Origin of the sequence: Hymenobacter caeli, assembly GCF_013294115.1 — a bacterium.
In the GTDB taxonomy this organism is placed as follows: Bacteria; Bacteroidota; Bacteroidia; order Cytophagales; family Hymenobacteraceae; genus Hymenobacter; species Hymenobacter caeli.
The window spans coordinates 17815-35181 of record NZ_JABSNP010000027.1 but is presented as its reverse complement, the minus strand read 5'-3'; the positions used below and the strand labels follow the sequence as shown (position 1 = coordinate 35181).

General features: G+C 68.9%; 15 protein-coding genes. 14 read left to right on the top strand and 1 reads right to left on the bottom strand.

Annotated features, from left to right (window positions below; genetic code table 11):
• Position 1 precedes the first annotated feature (1 nt).
• From HNP98_RS19990 to cobA, 3 genes are all read left to right on the top strand, one after another.
• A complete protein-coding gene (locus HNP98_RS19990; protein WP_173811953.1) occupies positions 2-1486 on the top strand; it encodes a rubredoxin domain-containing protein in 1485 nt (494 codons plus the stop codon).
• 79 nt (positions 1487-1565) lie between these two features.
• Positions 1566-2282 (top strand): precorrin-2 dehydrogenase/sirohydrochlorin ferrochelatase family protein, encoded by a 717-nt coding sequence (locus tag HNP98_RS19985; RefSeq protein ID WP_173811952.1) that lies wholly within the window; start codon positions 1566-1568, stop codon positions 2280-2282.
• 17 nt (positions 2283-2299) lie between these two features.
• Positions 2300-3049 carry a uroporphyrinogen-III C-methyltransferase gene (cobA, locus tag HNP98_RS19980; protein ID WP_173811951.1) on the top strand — a complete coding sequence of 250 codons (750 nt, stop codon included), beginning with the start codon at positions 2300-2302 and terminating at the stop codon, positions 3047-3049.
• A 72-nt stretch (positions 3050-3121) separates the two neighbouring features.
• On the opposite strand, the gene HNP98_RS19975 is transcribed toward cobA, so the two are convergent.
• Positions 3122-3742, bottom strand: coding sequence for a DUF4202 domain-containing protein (locus tag HNP98_RS19975; protein ID WP_246275245.1), 621 nt, complete (start codon positions 3740-3742; stop codon positions 3122-3124).
• A 433-nt stretch (positions 3743-4175) separates the two neighbouring features.
• Between HNP98_RS19975 and HNP98_RS19970 the strand changes: the two genes are divergently transcribed.
• From HNP98_RS19970 to hisD, 11 genes are all read left to right on the top strand, one after another.
• Positions 4176-5750: an aryl-sulfate sulfotransferase gene (locus HNP98_RS19970; RefSeq protein WP_173811950.1), complete on the top strand. Its 1575-nt coding sequence runs from the start codon at positions 4176-4178 to the stop codon at positions 5748-5750.
• Positions 5751-5841: 91 nt separating this feature from the next.
• Positions 5842-7701, top strand: a complete 1860-nt coding sequence (eat, locus tag HNP98_RS19965; RefSeq protein ID WP_173811949.1) for an ethanolamine permease — start codon at positions 5842-5844, stop codon at positions 7699-7701.
• A gap of 57 nt (positions 7702-7758) precedes the next feature.
• The gene (locus HNP98_RS19960) at positions 7759-9153 is read left to right on the top strand and encodes an ethanolamine ammonia-lyase subunit EutB (protein ID WP_173811948.1); all 1395 of its coding nucleotides are present in this window, start codon (positions 7759-7761) and stop codon (positions 9151-9153) included.
• Positions 9154-9318: 165 nt separating this feature from the next.
• Positions 9319-10092: an ethanolamine ammonia-lyase subunit EutC gene (gene eutC / locus HNP98_RS19955; protein WP_317171160.1), complete on the top strand. Its 774-nt coding sequence runs from the start codon at positions 9319-9321 to the stop codon at positions 10090-10092.
• Between the two features lie 111 nt (positions 10093-10203).
• Positions 10204-11301 (top strand): mechanosensitive ion channel family protein, encoded by a 1098-nt coding sequence (locus HNP98_RS19950; RefSeq protein WP_173811947.1) that lies wholly within the window; start codon positions 10204-10206, stop codon positions 11299-11301.
• Positions 11302-11361: 60 nt separating this feature from the next.
• Positions 11362-11913, top strand: coding sequence for a GNAT family N-acetyltransferase (locus tag HNP98_RS19945; protein ID WP_173811946.1), 552 nt, complete (start codon positions 11362-11364; stop codon positions 11911-11913).
• Positions 11914-12011: 98 nt separating this feature from the next.
• The gene (gene parS / locus HNP98_RS19940) at positions 12012-12458 is read left to right on the top strand and encodes a type II RES/Xre toxin-antitoxin system antitoxin (RefSeq protein WP_173811945.1); all 447 of its coding nucleotides are present in this window, start codon (positions 12012-12014) and stop codon (positions 12456-12458) included.
• Positions 12459-12481: 23 nt separating this feature from the next.
• A complete protein-coding gene (locus HNP98_RS19935; RefSeq protein ID WP_173811944.1) occupies positions 12482-12940 on the top strand; it encodes an RES family NAD+ phosphorylase in 459 nt (152 codons plus the stop codon).
• A 174-nt stretch (positions 12941-13114) separates the two neighbouring features.
• Positions 13115-13474: a YbbC/YhhH family protein gene (locus HNP98_RS19930; RefSeq protein ID WP_173811943.1), complete on the top strand. Its 360-nt coding sequence runs from the start codon at positions 13115-13117 to the stop codon at positions 13472-13474.
• A 386-nt stretch (positions 13475-13860) separates the two neighbouring features.
• Complete coding sequence (gene hisG, locus HNP98_RS19925) at positions 13861-14712, top strand: ATP phosphoribosyltransferase (RefSeq protein ID WP_173811942.1); 852 nt, start codon at positions 13861-13863, stop codon at positions 14710-14712.
• Between the two features lie 165 nt (positions 14713-14877).
• A complete protein-coding gene (hisD, locus tag HNP98_RS22405) occupies positions 14878-17325 on the top strand; it encodes a histidinol dehydrogenase (RefSeq protein WP_317171159.1) in 2448 nt (815 codons plus the stop codon).
• Positions 17326-17367 lie beyond the last annotated feature (42 nt).

Here is a 17367-nt window from a genome sequence, read left to right as displayed (position 1 = left end):
CATGCACACCATCCGCATCAACCTGCCCGGCGGCATTGTGCCGGCCGGCGACCTGCTCGCCATCGCCGAAGCAGCCGCGGCGGCCGGGGCAGAGTACCTGCACATCGGCCACCGGCAGCAGCTGCTGGTGCCGGTAGAGGCCGAGCGGCTGGACGACCTAGTGCAAGCGCTGGCGGCGGCCGGCTTCGCGCACGAAGTCGATGCCGAGGCGTACCCCAACATCAGCAGCTCCTACGTGGTGGAGGACGTGTTCCACAGCATGGCCTGGCTGCGCGAGGGCGTGTACAAGGACGTGCTGGACTTGTTCGACTACCGGCCGCGGCTGAAAATTAACCTCGTGGACAAAGGGCAGACCTTCGTGCCGTTTTTCACGGGCAACCTGAACTTCATCGCCTCCGACACGCCCAACTACTGGTACCTGTACGTGCGCTTTCCCCGGCACAACGCGCTCTACTGCTGGCCGTCGCTGGTGTACTCGGAAGACATTCCGGGGCTGAGCAGCGCCGTGGAGCGGGTCGTTTTTGCCCACCGCGAGCAGTTCTACGACCAGCCGGCCGCCGACGGGGCCCTGCTCTACGGCCTGGTGAACGCCGCCCAGCCTTTCGGCCTGCAGGCCATCGCCGCGCCGCTGGCGCTGCCGCCCTTCACGCTGCCCTACTACGAGGGCTTCAACCGCTACGGCGGCAAGCTGTGGCTGGGCATCTACCGGCGCGACGAGCGGTTTGCCCTGGCTTTTTTGCGCGACGTGGGCCGGCTGTGCCTGCAAACGCGCCTCGGCCAGCTGTGCACCACCAGCTGGAAGTCGCTCATCGTCAAAGGCATCGACCCGGCCGACCGGCCCCGGTGGGACGCCGTGCTGCGCCGCCACCGCGTGAACGTGCGCCACGCCGCCAACGAGCTGAACTGGCAGGTGGAGGACGACTGCCCCGCCGGCCTGGCCCTGAAGCACGAGCTGGTGCGCTACTTCAACGAGGAAGACCTGCGCACCTACCAGCTGTGCTTCGCCATCAAGACCCGGCCCAAAACCGGCCTCTTCGGCTCCATCGTGGTGCGGAGCCAGGCCGACGGCCTCGCCCAGACCGGCCTGCACGGCGAGCGGTACGAGCTGCTGCACACCCGCGACTTCAACCCCAACAGCAAGGACCTGGTGAGCTTCCGCCAGCAGGTGAGCCGCGAGAACCTGCCCTGGTACCTGGCGCAGCTCTGCGACCAGTTCTACGCGCAGCAGGAGGCCGCCTCGCTGCCCGCCCCGGTGCTCGAAGAAGCGCCCGCCCCCCCCGCCGCGCCGGCCGGCCCGCCGCCGCTGCACCAGTGCCGCCACTGCCGCACGGTGTACGAGGCGGCCCTCGGCGAGCCGGCGCAGGGCGTGGCGCCCGGCACGCCGTGGGCCGCGCTGGTGGGCTACCGCTGCCCCACCTGCGACGCGCCGGCCGCCGATTTCGCGGCCGTGCGCGCGTCGCCGGGCGAGTGGCTGGTGGCCCCGTAGCGGCCGGGCCGCCCCATTTCTAAAACCCCCGCGGCCCGGTGCGCCGGCCGCGGGGCCCCCGTACCTTTTGCTTCCCGCCATGCCCGTTCAAAACCCCCTTTTTCCCGTTTTCATTAAGCTCGAAACCCTGCGGGTGCTGCTGGTGGGCGGCGGCAACGTGGGCCTCGAAAAGCTCGCCGCCATCCTGCGCAGCAGCCCGGCCACGGCCGTCACGGTGGTCAGCCTCACATTTTTGCCGGCGCTGCGGGCCCTGGCGGCCCGCCACCCGGCCGTGCGGCTGCACGTGGGGCCCTACGCCGATACTTTTCTGGAAGGGGCCGACCTCGTGTTTTGTGCCACCGACGACCCGGCCCTGCACCGGCGCGTGGTGGCCGCCGCCCACGCCCTTCGCCTGCTGGTGAACGTGGCCGACACGCCGCCGCTCTGCGACTTCTACCTCTCGTCGGTGGTGCAGAAGGGGGCCCTGAAGGTGGCCGTGTCCACCAACGGGCAGTCGCCCACGGTGGCCAAGCGCCTGCGGGCCGTGCTGGAGCAGGCCCTGCCCGACGAGCTGGACGACGTGCTGCAAAAGATGCCCGCCATCCGCAAGCAGCTGGCCGGCGACTTCGCCGCCAAGGTGAAGGCCCTGGACGCCGTAACGGCTGGCCTGGCCGGCGGGCCCGGCTACGTGGCCCCCGCCACCCGGCGCTGGCGGGCGCTGGCCGTGGGGGCCCTGCTGGCCACCGGGGTGCTGGCCGCCGCCCGCTGGGGCCCCCAGGCACCCAAACCCACGGACGAGCCCCCGGCCGCCAGCTAATTGCCTACCAGACGATTATGGCAACTATCATTCCCGAATTATTCGTGGTGGGCGCGGGCCCCGGCGACCCCGAGCTGCTGACCCTCAAGGCCTACAAGGTGCTGCAAACGGCGGCCGTCGTGCTCTACGACAACCTCGCCAACCAGGACCTGCTGGCCCTCGCGCCGGTGGCCTGCGAGTGCATCTACGTGGGCAAAAAGCCCTACGGCGAGTACACGCCCCAGGAAGTCATCCACGGGCTAATTCGCGAAAAAGCGCTGGCCCACGGCCGGGTGGTGCGCCTGAAGGGCGGCGACCCGTTCATTTTCGGGCGGGGCTTCGAGGAGATGCTGTTTGCCCGCAGCCACGGCATCGCGGCGCACTACGTGCCGGGCATTTCGAGCATGCAGGCCGTGGGCTTCGAGGACATCCCCCTCACGCACCGCGTGGTGAGCGAGGGCATCTGGCTGCTGACGGGCACCAAAAAGGACGGTGCCCTCTCGGCCGACCTGCGCCTGGCCATGCAAAGCAATTCCACGGTGGTCATCTACATGGGCCTGAAAAAAGTGGCCGAAATCGCCGCCACGTACGTCGAGATGGGCCGGGGCCACACGCCCGCCGCCGTGGTGCAGCACGCCTCGCTGCCGCAGCGCAAGGTGGCCATCGGCCGCGTGCAGGACCTGCCGGCGCTGGTGGAAGCCCACGGCATCACCTACCCGGCCATCATTTTCATCGGCGACGTGGTGGGCGTGGGCCGCGAAATAGGGGAATGTAAGGAGGAGGGATGAAGGATGTAAGGATGAGGGATGAGAAAGTGGTGTCTGTACACATCCCTCATCCCTATATCCCTCATCCCTAACCTAAGCCAGTGCTTTGCCCACCAGCGCCAGGGCCTCGGGCGTGAAGGGCAGCTGCAGGGCCAGGGCGTGGCCGCGGGCCGTCATTTTGGGCCAGGTTTTCTGCACGATGTCGATGACTTTTTCCTCGGGGTGCTGGGCGGCGAAGGGCAGGAAATAGTATTCGAGGAAGACCAGGCAGATTACGTCTTCTAGTAGCTGCACGTCGGGGTCGTCCTTAAGGCGCAGCTTTTGCACCAGCTGCTGCACGCGGGTGATGGTTTCGGGGCCGTAGCCGACCTGGGCCAGGAGCTGGCCGGCCAGCTCGGCGTGGTACTTTTTGAGGGTGTTGCGCCACTGGTGGTAGCCGGGGCGGTCCAGCGGAAAGTCGGTGCGCGGGATGGCCCAGCGGCGGATGTGCTGGCAGCGGGCGGCCAGCTGCACGGCCTCGGGGGCGTCGGGGGCCACGCGGGCCAGGCAGGCGCTCATGCGGGCGGCGTACAGCACCTCCTTGGGCCAGGCGCGGCCGGTGGCGTCGGCGTCCGGGTTGGGGTCTTCGGCGTTGGCGGCGTCGAAGGCAGCGAGGGCGGCGGCGAAGCGGGCGGGGTCGGGCGGGAGGGGGGCGGCCATCGGGCGGGGGCGCATGGGAGCGCGGGCGCAAAATAGGCCCGGCGCGGGCAATGCGGGCCGGCCGGTCCGGGGCCGTCGGGCCGCTCCGCGGGCATTCGGGGCAAACGATGGGCAGCGTTTGGGCGCTGCCGGCGCGGTGCCCCGGGCCGGTTCAGCCGGGGCCCGGGCGGCGGGCCGCCGCGCACGACGGGCAGGGGCGAGGAAAGCGCCGATTCATGGTCCACTCCAGCGCAAAAGCCCACTTTTTTCAGGCGGCCTTCATGCTTTTTTCAGGGGCCCTTCATGCCCGCAAAAAAAGGCGGGCGGCCCAACAAAAATTAAGCGCTTGATTGTGAGAAACTAGGGCTTTGCACTGGCGGAGTTTTACCAACTAGTTGCGTGGTGGGCTTAAACTTTTTCGGCCCTGAATGGCTCTAAACGAGCATTTTATTCTGATTTCTGCCCCCGTATGCACCTTCGTTTGCTTTGCGCGGCCCTGGCCGCGGCCGCCCTGGCGGGCTGCCAAAAAGACGTGTCGGACCCCGTGGTGCCGGCCGCGCTGCCCGGCACGGGCCCCCACCTGGCGCTGGCCCCGGGGGCCGTGGTGCTCGACCCCACGGGCTTCGCGCCGCTGGCGGCCCGCGTCACGTTCACCTACCCCGTGGCGGCCGTGACGAAGCTGGTGGTGCACGGCAAGCACGGGGCCGATTCGGACGTGGTGCAGCAGTTCAGCGACCGGGGCACCAGCCACGTCGTGCCGGTGCTGGGCCTGTACGCCGACTACGCCAACCTCGTGGAATTGCAGCAGCTGGACGCCACCGGCCGGCTGCTGGCCGACACTACGCTCGTCGTCCGCACGGGGCCCCTGCCGCCCAACATGCCCACCAGCATCAACGTGACGGCCAACGCGGGCCAGCCGCTGGACGGCCAGTTTGCGCTGGTGAGCAACTTCAGCGCCATGAACCCCGAGGTGCCGCTGATCATCGACAACTACGGCGACATCCGCTGGCTGCTGAACTACGCGGCCAACGCCACCAACCCCGAGCTACAAAAGCTGTCCTACGACTGCGGCATCAAGCGGCTGCAAAACGGCAACTTCTACTTCGGCGACATTAATTCCAGCAAGCTCTTCGAGGTGGACGCCTTCGGCACGGTGGTCACGCGCTGGGACTTGCCGGGCTACGTGTTCCACCACGAGGTGTACGAGAAGCCGGACGGCAACTTCCTGGTGTCGGTGAGCAAGACCGGCAGCACCCACCCCGGCGGCGGGGGCACGGTGGAAGACTACGTGGTGGAGGTGGACCGCCACGCCAACCGCGTGGTGCAGGAGTGGGACCTGAAGCAGTCGCTCGACGAAAACCGCACGGCCCTGGAAGCCGACCCCGTGGACTGGCTGCACGTCAACGCGCTGCTCTACGACCCGTCTGACAACACCATCATCGTGTCGGGGCGCTACCAGGGCGTGGTCAAGCTCACCTACGACAACCAGGTGAAGTGGATCCTGGCCCCGCACCTGGGCTGGACCCACGACGCGCGCGGCCAGGACCTGAACCCGTACCTGCTCGCGCCGCTCGACGCGGCCGGCCAACCGATTCTTGACCCCGACGTGGCGGCGGGCCGCGCGAACCACCCCGACTTTGAGTGGAACTGGTACCAGCACTCCATCGCCCTGCTGCCCAACGGCGACCTGCTGCTCTTCGACAACGGCACCAACCGCAACTTTATCCGCAACGCCCCCAGCCACTACAGCCGGGCCGTGGAGTACCGCCTGGACCCGGTGAACCGCACCGTGCGCCAGGTGTGGGAGTACGGCAAGGAGCGCGGCGACGCCACGTACTCGGCCATCGTGTCGCGGGTGCAGTACCTGCCGGCCACCAACCACCTGCTGTTTTGCCCCGGCTACAGCGTGCCCAACGCGGCCGGCAACGGCGGCAAAATCATCGAGGTGGACTACGCCAGCAAGCAGGTGCTGCTGGAGATGGAAATGACGGCCGACAACGGCTGGGGCTTCCACCGGGCCCAGCGCAGCGGCCTGTACCCGTAGCGGGAAGCGGGGCGGCCGCCAGCCGGACGATGCGGGGCCCCGGGCCGCCCGGGGCCCTATCTTGAGGGCGCGAACCCCTTGCCGCCGCCCGATGCCCCCGCCCGCCCCCGCCGCCCCCGGCCTCCAAAAAGCCCTGACGCCGCTGCACCTCTGGGCCCTGGCCGTGGGCCTGGTCATCTCGGGCGAGTACTTCGGCTGGAACTACGGCTGGGCGGCGGCCGGGCCGGTGGGCTTTTTGGTGGCCACGGGGCTCGTCACGGTGCTCTACGTCGCGTTCATCTTCAGCTTCACCGAGCTGACCACGGCCCTGCCGCAGGCGGGCGGGCCGTTCGTGTACGCGCAGGCCGCGTTCGGGCCGGTGGGGGGCGTGGTGGCCGGCTACGCCACGCTGGTCGAGTTCCTGTTCACGCCGCCGGCCATTGCCTTCGCGCTGGGCAGCTACGCGCATTTTCTGGTGCCCGCCCTGCCGGTGCTGGCCACGGCCCTGGCGTGCTACGCGGCCTTCACGCTCATCAACCTGCTCGGCATCCGGGAATCGGCCACGTTTTCGCTGGTCGTGACGGGCCTGGCCGTGGCCGAGCTGCTGCTCTACCTGGGCCTGGTGGCCCCGCACTTCCGGGCGGCCAACTTCCTGGCCCACCCGGTGCCGCTGCGGGCGGGGGGCGTGCTGGCGGCGCTGCCCTTCGCCATCTGGTTTTACCTGGCCATCGAAGGCGTGGCGATGGTGGCCGAGGAAGTGCGCGACCCCTGGCGCACCATCCCGCGGGGCTACGGCTACGGCCTGGGCACGCTGGTGGCCCTGGCCCTGGGCGTGGCCGTGCTCACCGCCGGCCTGGGCGACTGGCGGCAGCTGGCCCGCCTCGACTACCCCTTGCCCGCGGCCCTGGGCCTGGCGCTGGGCCCGGGCAGCCGCTGGGCGCGGTTTTTTGCCAGCATCGGCCTGTTTGGGCTGGTGGCTTCGCTGCACGGCACCATTATTGGCTACTCGCGGCAGGTGTTCGCCCTGGCCCGGGCCGGCTACCTGCCCGGCTTCCTGGCCCGCCTCAACGGCCGCCAGACGCCGCACTGGGCCCTGCTGGCGGGCGCGGCCGTGGGCGGGGCGGCCCTGCTCACCGGCACCACCGACCAGGTCATCGTCCTCGCCGTGCTGGGGGCCCTGGTGATGTACGTGGCGAGCCTGGCCAGCCTGTTTGCCCTGCGCCGCCGCCAGCCGGATTTGGTGCGGCCCTTCGCCGTGCCCGGCTACCCGGCCGTGCCGCTGCTGGCCCTGGCCCTGTGCCTGCTCAGCCTGGGGGCCCTGGTGTACTTCAACCCGGTGCTGAGCGGGGTTTTTCTGGCGGGGCTGGGGGCGGTGCTGGCGCTGTTTCGGGGGCTGGGGCGGCACCGGGGCGGCAACCCGCGTTTCAACACCGATTTATCGGAAGCACTGGGGGCGCTGGCGCAGTTCTGGCAGCGCCAGTCAATCGTTTTTCAGCCGTTGCCGTTGTCGGCCGTGCAATCTTTAGCGTGTCTGCCGGCCGTTGCGTGCCACGACGATAACGCACGCGGTAATGGGGCGACCTTGCCGCCCGACTTTGTGCAATTTTATTGCGCGACAAACGGCATGGTTACGCCCGCTTCTAACACAATAGGGGTGGACGCGAACGGCTTCTATTTTTTGTCTTTGCCGGAATTGCGTTCCGATGGCAAAGAATGGTTGGTAATATCGAACGACGCCGCATCATCGGAATGGGCCTGCGTAACTGTATTCGTGGATTACAGGGAAACCAGTTGGCGGTACGGTTTCATCCCGGATGCCAACGGCAACGGCTACCGGATTGGAATCGTGGCCAGCGGTAACGAATTTAAAATAATATCGACCTCATTGGCGAAATTTCTGCGGCTGTATGTGCAAAATGCCGCCGTTTTGTACGACTGGCACAACCCGTTCGCCGTGCAAACAGAAAAATAATCGTTGTACCCAAGGCCGAGGCTAACAGCTAACAGCCAGCAGCTAACAGCTAATAAAATGTACCGCCACACCGTCCGCCAGCGCACCTACGTGTGCGACGATTTGAAAACGCTGCTGGCGCGGGCCTCGCCGCCGCGCGCGGGCGACGCGCTGGCCGGCGTGGCCGCCGCCACCTACGAGGAGCGCGTGGCCGCCCAGTACGCGCTGGCCGACGTGCCGCTGCGCAACTTCCTGCACGAGGCCCTGGTGCCTTATGAGCAGGACGAGGTGACGCGGCTCATCATCGACACCCACGACGCGGCGGCGTTTGCGCCCGTGGGCCACTTCACCGTGGGGCAGCTGCGCGACTGGCTGGTGTCGGACGCAGCCGACGCGGGGGCCCTGGCCGCGCTGGCCCCCGGCCTGACGCCCGAAATGGTGGCCGCCGTGAGCAAGCTGCTGCGCAACCAGGAGCTGATTGCCGTGGCCCGCCGCGTGGCGGTCGTCACGCGCTTCCGCAACACGCTGGGCCTGCGCGGCCGCCTGGCCACGCGCCTGCAGCCCAACCACCCCACCGACGACCCCCGCGGCATCGCCGCCAGCCTCGTGGACGGCCTGCTCTACGGCAGCGGCGACGCCGTTATCGGCATCAACCCGGCCACCGACAACCCCCGGGCCGTGCGCAACTTGCTGCACATGCTCGACGCGGTGCGGGAGCAGTACGCCATCCCCACGCAGTCGTGCGTGCTGTGCCACGTCACCACCGCCTTGCAGCTCATCGAACAGGGGGCCCCGGTGGACCTCACCTTCCAGTCCATTGCCGGCACGGAGGCCGCCAACGCCAGCTTCGGCATCCGCCTGGCCCTGTTGCAGGAAGCCTGGGAGGCCACGCTGGCATTGAACCGGGGCACCGTGGGCCAGGACGTGATGTACTTCGAAACCGGGCAGGGCAGCGCCCTCTCCGCCAACGCCCACCACGGCCTGGACCAGCAAACCTGCGAGGCCCGGGCCTACGCCGTGGCCCGGCGCTTCCGGCCGCTGCTGGTGAACTCGGTGGTGGGCTTCATCGGCCCCGAGTACCTCTACGACGGCAAGCAAATCATCCGCGCGGCGCTGGAAGACCATTTTTGTGGCAAGCTGCTGGGCCTGCCCATGGGCGTGGACGTGTGCTACACCAACCACGCCGAGGCCGACCAGGACGACACCGACACGCTGCTCACGCTGCTGGGCGTGGCCGGCTGCAATTTCATTATGGGCGTGCCCGGGGCCGACGACATCATGCTCGGCTACCAGTCCACCTCGTTCCACGACGCCCTGTACCTGCGCCGCGTGCTGGGCCTGCGCCCGGCCCCCGAGTTCGAGGCCTGGCTGCGCGGGCAGGGCATTTTCGACGCCCAGGGCCGGCAGCTGCCCGCCGCGGCCGCCCAGCTGCTGGGGCAGCTGCCGGCGGCGCTGCGGGCAGGCGGGGGGTAGGCGCGGCGCGGGCCGCCCCGCCCCCCGCCTGCCCGCAGCGCTGGGAAGCCTTTTCTCTCGGCCACGGCCTTCACCAATGAATACGCTTTTTGGGGCGAAGCTCCGGCCCATAGAAAACGAGTGGCCCGCCGATATTTTTACGGCGACAATTTGAATCCCGCGCCCGTGTCCGAATCGCCTGCCCCTTTGCCCGCCGCCGACGGCCCGGCCCCCGACCCCTGGGCCGGGCTGCAAGCCTTCACCGCCGCCCGCATCGCCCTGGGCCGCACCGGCACCAGCGAGCCGCTACGGGCGGCGCTGGCCTTCCGGCTGGCCCACGCCCACGCCCGCGACGCGGTGTACTCGGCCCTGGAAACCGACCGGCTCCTGGCCGAGCTGCCCGCCCTGGGGCTGCCCGTGCTGGCCGTGCACAGCCGGGCCGAAAACCGCCCGCAATACCTACAGCGCCCCGATTGGGGCCGGCAGCTGGCCGCGGAATCGCGCCAGGTACTGGCCGGCCAGGGCCCCTGCGACGCGGCCGTGGTGCTGGCCGACGGGCTCTCGGCGGCGGCCGTCAACGCCCACGCCGCGCCGCTGCTGCGCCTGCTGCTGCCGCGGCTTGCAGCCGCGGGCCTGCGGGTGGGGCCCCTGGTGCTGGCCGAGCAGGCCCGCGTGGCCCTCGGCGACGAGGCCGGCCAGCTGCTGGGGGCCCGGCTGGTGCTGGTGCTCATCGGCGAGCGGCCGGGCCTGAGCGCGCCCGACAGCCTGGGGGCCTATTTCACCCACGGGCCCCGGCCGGGCCTCACCGACGAGGCCCGCAACTGCGTGTCGAACATCCGCCCCGAAGGCCTGGGCTACGCGGCCGCCGCCGACAAGCTGTTTTTTTTGCTGCGCGAGGCGCTGCGGCTCGGGCTGTCCGGGGTGGGCCTGAAGGACGATGCGGAGCTGCTCGGCGCGTAGCCGGGGCCCGGCCAGCGGGCGGCCAGTGGCTGGCCAACCGGGCATAAGCTATTCCCCGGAAAGCCCCGCGCCCGCGGATTTCCGGGGAATAGCGGGCAACTTTGCAGCGCAATGAGCGAAAACGTGACGCACTTCCTGGCGCAGTACCCCGACGCGCTGACGCTGGCCGTGGCGGTGGGGGGCAGCGCGGCGGGCGGCTGGCTGCTGCGGCTCGTGCTCTTCGGCACGCTGCGGGCCTACGAGCGGCGGCACGGCTCGGTCCTGGCCCGGTCGGTGGGGGCGCACCTGGGCGGGGCCGCGGCTTTTTTCTTGCCGGTGCTGCTGCTGGCGCTGCTCCTGCCGCTGGTGCCGCTGGCGGCCCCGCTGCTGGCGGGGCTGCTGCGCGGCGTGGACCTTGCCTTCGTCGGCACCCTGGCCTGGGTGCTGGTGTGCGCCCTGGACGTGGCCCAGGACCTGGTGCTGGCCCACTACCGGCTCACGGGCGACGACAACCTGCGGGCCCGCAAGCTGCTCACCCAGCTGCAGTTCGTGAAGAAGGTGCTCGTCTCGCTCGTCGTGTTCGTGGCCGCCGCGCTGGTGCTGATGAGCTTCGCCACGGTGCGCCGCGTGGGCACGGGGCTGCTGGCCTCGGCGGGCATCGCCAGCGTGGTGGTGGGCTTCGCGGCCCAGCGCTCGCTGGGCAACCTGCTGGCCGGCTTCCAGATTGCCTTCACCCAGCCCCTGCGCCTCGACGACGTGCTGGTGGTGGAGGGCGAGTGGGGCCGGGTCGAGGAAATCACCTTCACCTACGTCGTGCTCCGCATCTGGGACGAGCGCCGGCTGGTGCTGCCGCTCACCTACTTCATCGAAAAGCCGTTCCAGAACTGGACCCGCTCCTCGGCGCAGCTGCTGGGCACGGTGTTTTTGTACGCCGACTTCACGCTGCCCGTGGCGGCGGTGCGGGCCGAGCTCGAGCGCATCGTGGCCGCCACCCCCCGTTGGGACGGCCGCGTGTGCAAGCTCCAGGTGACGGACCTCAAGGAGCGCACCCTGGAGCTGCGGGCCCTGGTGAGCGCCGCCGATTCGGGCACCGCCTTCGACCTGCGCTGCGAGGTGCGCGAGCAGCTCGTGGCCTTCGTGCAGGCCCACTACCCCGACAGCCTGCCCAAAACCCGCGCCGTGGGCGGCCCCGAAGCGCCGTTCCGGGGGGCCACCGCGGCCGACGCTTAGGGCCCCGGCCCGGCGGGTGCTTACTTTGGGTTTTCAAGCGCCCTTCCTTGTTTATCCTTTATGATTGACCTCGAACCCTTCACGTCCGACGATTTTGCGCAGCTCATCGGCTGGATCGACAACGAGCGCCTGCTCACCGAGTGGAGCGGCTCGCTGTTCGGGTTTCCGCTCACCCTCGACGACATGGCCTGGTACGTGCGCGGGGCCAACGACTTCGCCGCCCCCGACGTGTTCATCTACAAGGCCGTGGAGCGCGAAACCGGGCTTACGGTGGGCCACATCTCGCTGGGCGGCATCAGCCAGCGCGACCGCTCGGGCCGCATCACGCGGGTGCTGGTGGGCCCCGGCGCGGCGCGCGGCCGCGGCTACTGCGCCCTGATGGTGCGGGCCCTGGTGCGCATCGGCTTCGCCGAGCTGGGCCTGCACCGCATCGGCCTGGGCGTGTACGACTTCAACCACGGCGCCATCCGCTGCTACCGCAAGTGCGGCTTCCACACCGACGGCACGCTGCGCGACGTGGCCCGCTACGGCGACGAGTACTGGAGCCTGGTGGAAATGAGCCTGCTGGCCCCCGAGTGGCGCGCCCAGCAGGCGGCCCTGGCGGCCGGGTAGGGGCCCGGGGTCAGAAGCAGGCGCGAACCAAAACGGAACATTTTCCCGTTGTTAGGGAAAATGTTCCCATCTTTGGGGAAATATTTCCCGCCGTCGCCATGCCCGCCGCCGCTGTTCACCCCCGCACCGCCGTTTACTCCGCCGCCCTGCTGAGCCTGGCCACCGCCGTGGCCGACCCCTACGCGCTGGTGATGGCGGCGCGCGCCGGCGTGCCGGCCAAAACGGCGTTCGACGTGGCCGGCATCCTCCAGCTCCGCGCCGACGAGCTGGCCGACCTGCTGCACACCACCACCAAAACCCTGCGCACCTACCGCGAGGCCAAGAAGCGCCTCAACCCCGCCGCCAGCGAGCAGGTGCTCAAGCTGCTGGCCCTGGCCCGCCGCGGCGAGGAAGTGTTCGGGTCCCCGGCCGCTTTCCGGCGCTGGCTCAGCAAGCCCGCCTACGGCCTGGGGGCCCAGGTGCCGCTGGCGCTGCTCGAAACCAGCGGCGGCATCGACCTGGTGACGGAGGAAATCGACCGCATCGCCTACGGCGACCTGGCCTAGCCGGGCCCCCAGCCGCTGCTCCCGTGGAAGTTTACCGCATTTGCCTGGCCAAGTACGCCGACGCCCTGGTGGCCTCCGGCAACCCCGGCCGCTGGAACCTGCGCGGCCAGTTCGTGCTCTACGCCGCCGGCAGCCGGGCCCTGGCCTGCCTCGAAAACGTGGTGCACCGCAGCGGCGAAGGCCTCAGCGACCTCTTCAAGGTCGTCGTCATCGACTTCCCCGACGACTTGGTGGTGGAAGAACTCACCCTGGCCGACTTGCCCGCCGACTGGCAGTCGCCGGCGCACTACGCCCGCTGCCAGCCCCTGGGCGCGGCCTGGTACGCGCGCCGGGCGGCGGCCGTGCTGCGGGTGCCCTCATCGGTCATCGCCCACGAACTTAACTACGTCTTCAACACCCAGCACCCCGATTTTGCCCGCGTGCGCCTCGTGGCCCGGGAAGATTTTGCATTCGACCCGCGTATTAAAGGGGAGGGGGCTTGAAAAACTTAGAATAGAACGTCATGTCGAGCGCAGCCGAGACATCTCGTTCGCTGACTAATTATGGATTACTGCCGCATGCGAGATGTCTCGGCTGCGCTCGACATGACGTTCTGACGACTTCCTACAATAGCTTGGCTTCTGGGCCACAATTCCCCACCTGTTTGGGTACTGCTTATGAAATGGCTGTTCTTTTTGTTGCTCCCGATAACGAGTCACGGGCAAGCCCTGACGGGCCGGTCTGTGGCAGGGGAGGTATATGCCCGGGAGCAGGTCCGGCGGATTGTTAGCGAACCAGTTGGCGTTACAACCACCGTTTTACCCACCAAACAAGTTGCGGTTGCCGTCGCGGAAGCCATTCTGTTTCCGATCTACGGCCAACGCACCATCGTTAACGAGCGCCCGTACGAAGTTTACCGCATCGATGGGTGCTGGTACATCGGCGGCACGCTGCCGGCGGGATACGATGGCGGTACCTTCGAAATCGTGTTGAAATCCGCCGATGGCCAGGTGCTGCGCCTAACCCACGGCAAATAAGCCGCCGCCCGGCCTGCCCACCCGCAAAACATTAGCCCGGCCTTGCCCGTTTGGGAAACCGAACTACCTTTGCGGCCAGAATGACCACCCCCGCTTTCCCGTTTTGCTTCGCTGCAACGGCCGTTTCGGCCGGGAACGCCGCCGTGGGCCACGGCCATCACCATCGGTAGGGGGCCGGGCGGCGTGCCGGGGGCTGATGCAGCGCCGGTAGCCCGCGCCTCCGCCTCCGCCGCCGCGCCCGTGCTGCGCCGTTGCGCCGGGCTCCTTGTTTTGTTTTCATTTTGTGGGATGCGCGCGGGACGCCGCCGGCCGGTACTGGCCGGGGCCCCGCGCCGCCGGCTCGCCGCCGCGGGGCCCCAATTGGGCCGCCGCTTACCAAGTTTTTTATGCTCCGTTTAGCCATTCAGAAGTCCGGCCGCCTGAGCGAAGACTCGCTCCAGCTCATCCGCGAGTGCGGCATCAGCTTCCTCAGCAGCTCGTACAAGCTCAAGACCGAGGCCACCAACTTTCCGCTCGAAATCCTGTTCCTGCGCGACGACGACATTCCCGGCTACGTGCAGGACGGCGTGGCCGACCTGGGCATCGTGGGCCAGAACGTGCTCGAAGAGGCTGACGGGGCCCACCTGCAGGTGGAGGCCCTGGGCTTCAGCAAGTGCCGCCTGAGCCTGGCCGTGCCCCGCGGCGACGCCTACGAGTCGGTGGCCACGTTGCAGGGCAAGAGCATCGCCACCTCGTACCCCCACCTGCTGGGCCGCTACCTGGCCGCCCACGGCGTGCAGGCCCAGCTGCACACCATCAGCGGCTCGGTGGAGATTGCGCCCAGCATCGGGCTGGCCGAGGCCATCTGCGACATCGTGAGCAGCGGCTCGACGCTGCTCGGCAACGGCCTGCGCGAGGTCGAAACCGTGTTCCGCTCCGAGGCCGTGCTCATCGCCCAACCCCACCTGAGCGCCGAGCAAAAAGACTTGCTCGACCAGCTCCAGTTCCGGATGCAGGCCGTGCGCCGGGCCAAGCGCAACAAATACATCATCCTGAATGCCCCAGAAACCGCACTCGACGAGGTGCGCCGGCTGCTGCCGGGCATCAAGTCGCCCACCGTCACGCCGCTGGCCGAGGCCGGTTGGGTATCGGTGCAGTCGGTGGTGCAGGAAGACGACTTCTGGCACATCACCAGCCAGCTCAAGGCCGTCGGGGCCGAAGGCATTCTGGTGCTGCCCATCGAGAAAATGATTGCCTAGGGTTCATTTAACAGTTGTCAATTAACATTTAACAGGCGGTTAATTATTGATAATGAGCGGCTCAGTAGAGAAAGTGGAACGGCCAAGGGCTGAGAAATACCCTTGTGCCCTCCCGATTTTCTGCTGACAACTGCCCGTTGTTAAATGTTAATTGATAACTGTTAAATGACTTTTTTCATGCAAACCTACCGCTTCCCCGAACCCGCCGCCTGGGGGCCCCTGCTGGCCCGCCCCGCCGCGGCCGAAAGCCCCGCCGTGGCCGCCCGCGTGCAGGAAATTTTTGCCCAGGTGGCCGTCAGTGGCGACGACGCTCTGCGCCAGCTGGCCCAGGAGCTGGATAAAGCCGCCGTGGCCGACCTGCGCGTGAGCGCCGCCGAGCTGGCCGCCGCCGGGGCCCTGGTGCCGGCCGCGCTGCAAGCCGCCATCCGCCAGGCCAAGGCCAACATCGAAACCTTCCACGCCGCTCAGCGGGTGGTGGAGGCCCCCGTGGAAACCCAGCCGGGCGTGCGCTGCTGGCGCCGGTCGGTGCCCGTGCAGCGGGTGGGCCTGTACGTGCCGGGCGGCTCGGCGCCGCTTTTCAGCACGCTGCTGATGCTGGGCGTGCCGGCCCGCCTGGCCGGCTGCCCGGAAATCGTGGTGTGCACCCCGCCGCAAGCCGACGGTACGGTGAGCCCGGTGATTCTGTTCGTGGCCCAATTGCTGGGCATCACCACGGTGGTGAAGGCCGGCGGGGCCCAGGCGGTGGCCGCGCTGGCGCTGGGCACGGCCTCGGTGCCGGCGGTGGACAAGATTTTCGGGCCCGGCAACCGCTACGTGACGGCCGCCAAGCAGCTGGCCGCCGCCCGCTACGGCGTGGCCATCGACATGCCGGCGGGGCCCTCGGAAGTGCTCGTCGTCGCCGACGCCAGCGCCAACCCCGCCTTCGTGGCCGCCGACCTGCTCTCGCAGGCCGAGCACGGCCCCGACTCGCAAGTCGTGCTGCTGACCGATTCGGAAGACATTCTCTCCAAGGTGCAGGCGGAAGTGGAAACCCAGCTGGCCGCGCTGCCCCGCCGCGACGTAGCCGCCCGGGCCCTGGCCGAGAGCCGCGCCGTGCTGCTGCCGGGCCCCGCCGAGCTGCTGGATTTCTCGAACCAGTACGCCCCCGAGCACCTGATCCTGGCCGTGGCGGAGCCCGAGGCGCTGGCCGCGGGTGTCACCAATGCGGGCTCGGTATTCCTGGGCCACCTCACGCCCGAGGCGGTGGGCGACTACGCTTCCGGCACCAACCACACGCTGCCCACCAGCGGCTTCGCCCGGCAGTACAGCGGCGTGTCGCTCGATTCGTTCGTGAAGAAAATCACCTACCAGCGCCTCACCGCTGCCGGGGTGCAAGCCCTGGCCCCGGTGGTGGAAACGATGGCCGAAGCCGAGGGCCTGCACGCCCACGCCCGCGCCGTGGCCCTGCGCCGCGAAAGCCTGGAACAAGCTGCGCTGGCTCCTTCAGCGCCCGAAACCGCCCAAGCACCAGCCTTCGACTTGGGGGCCCTGGTGCGGCCCAGCATCCGCAAGATGCAGCCGTACTCGTCGGCCCGCGACGAATTTGAAGGTGCGGCCGCGGTGATGCTCGACGCCAACGAAAACAGCTTTGGCTCGGTCGGCGACCGGGTATTCAACCGCTACCCCGACCCGCAGCAGCGGGCCGTGAAGGCGGCGCTGGCCCCGCTCAAGGACGTGGCCGCGGGCCAGATTTTCCTCGGCAATGGCTCCGACGAGCCCATCGACTTGCTCGTGCGCCTCACCTGCGTGCCCGGCCAGGACAGCATCGCCGTGCTGCCGCCCACCTACGGCATGTACGAGGTGGCCGCCAACCTCAACGACGTGCGCGTGGAGCGCCTGCCGCTCACGGCCGACTTCCAGCTGAGCGCCGCAACCGTGGAGCAGCTGGCCCGCTCGTCGGCCAAAATCGCCTTCCTCTGCTCGCCCAATAACCCCACCGGCAACCTGCTGGACCCGGCCGCCGTGGCGCAGATGCTGCGCCGCTTCCGGGGCCTGGTGGTGGTCGACGAGGCCTACGGCGACTTCGCCGGCGCCCCGAGCTGGACCACGCGCCTGGCCGAGTTCCCCAACCTGGTGGTGCTCCAGACCTTCTCCAAGGCCTGGGGCCTGGCCGGCCTGCGCCTGGGCGTGGCCTACGCCTCGCCGGCCATCATCGGCTACCTCAATAAAATCAAGCCGCCCTACAACCTCTCCGAAAACACCCAGCAGCTGGCCCTGGCCGCCCTGGGCCGGGCCGACCACCTGCCGGGCCTGCGCCAGCAAATTTTGGCCGGCCGCACCTGGCTCGCCGCGGAGCTGGCGGATCTGCCGGTGGTCGAACACGTGTTCCCGTCGGACGCTAACTTTTTGCTGGTCCGCTTCCGCCCCGACGCCACGGCGGTGTACGACGCGCTGCGGGCCCGCGGCATTGTGGTGCGCAACCGCACCACGCAACCGGGTTGTGCGGGGTGCCTGCGCCTGACGGTGGGCACACCCGCCGAAAACGAGCAGCTCGCCGACGCCCTGCGCGCCATCGGGGAGGAGCACCCGGCCGCGGCCGACGCTGGTCTGGGGGCCCTGGTGGGCAACGCCTGACGCTGGGCCCCGGGCCCGTTGTACTTGTTAACCGATACCTGT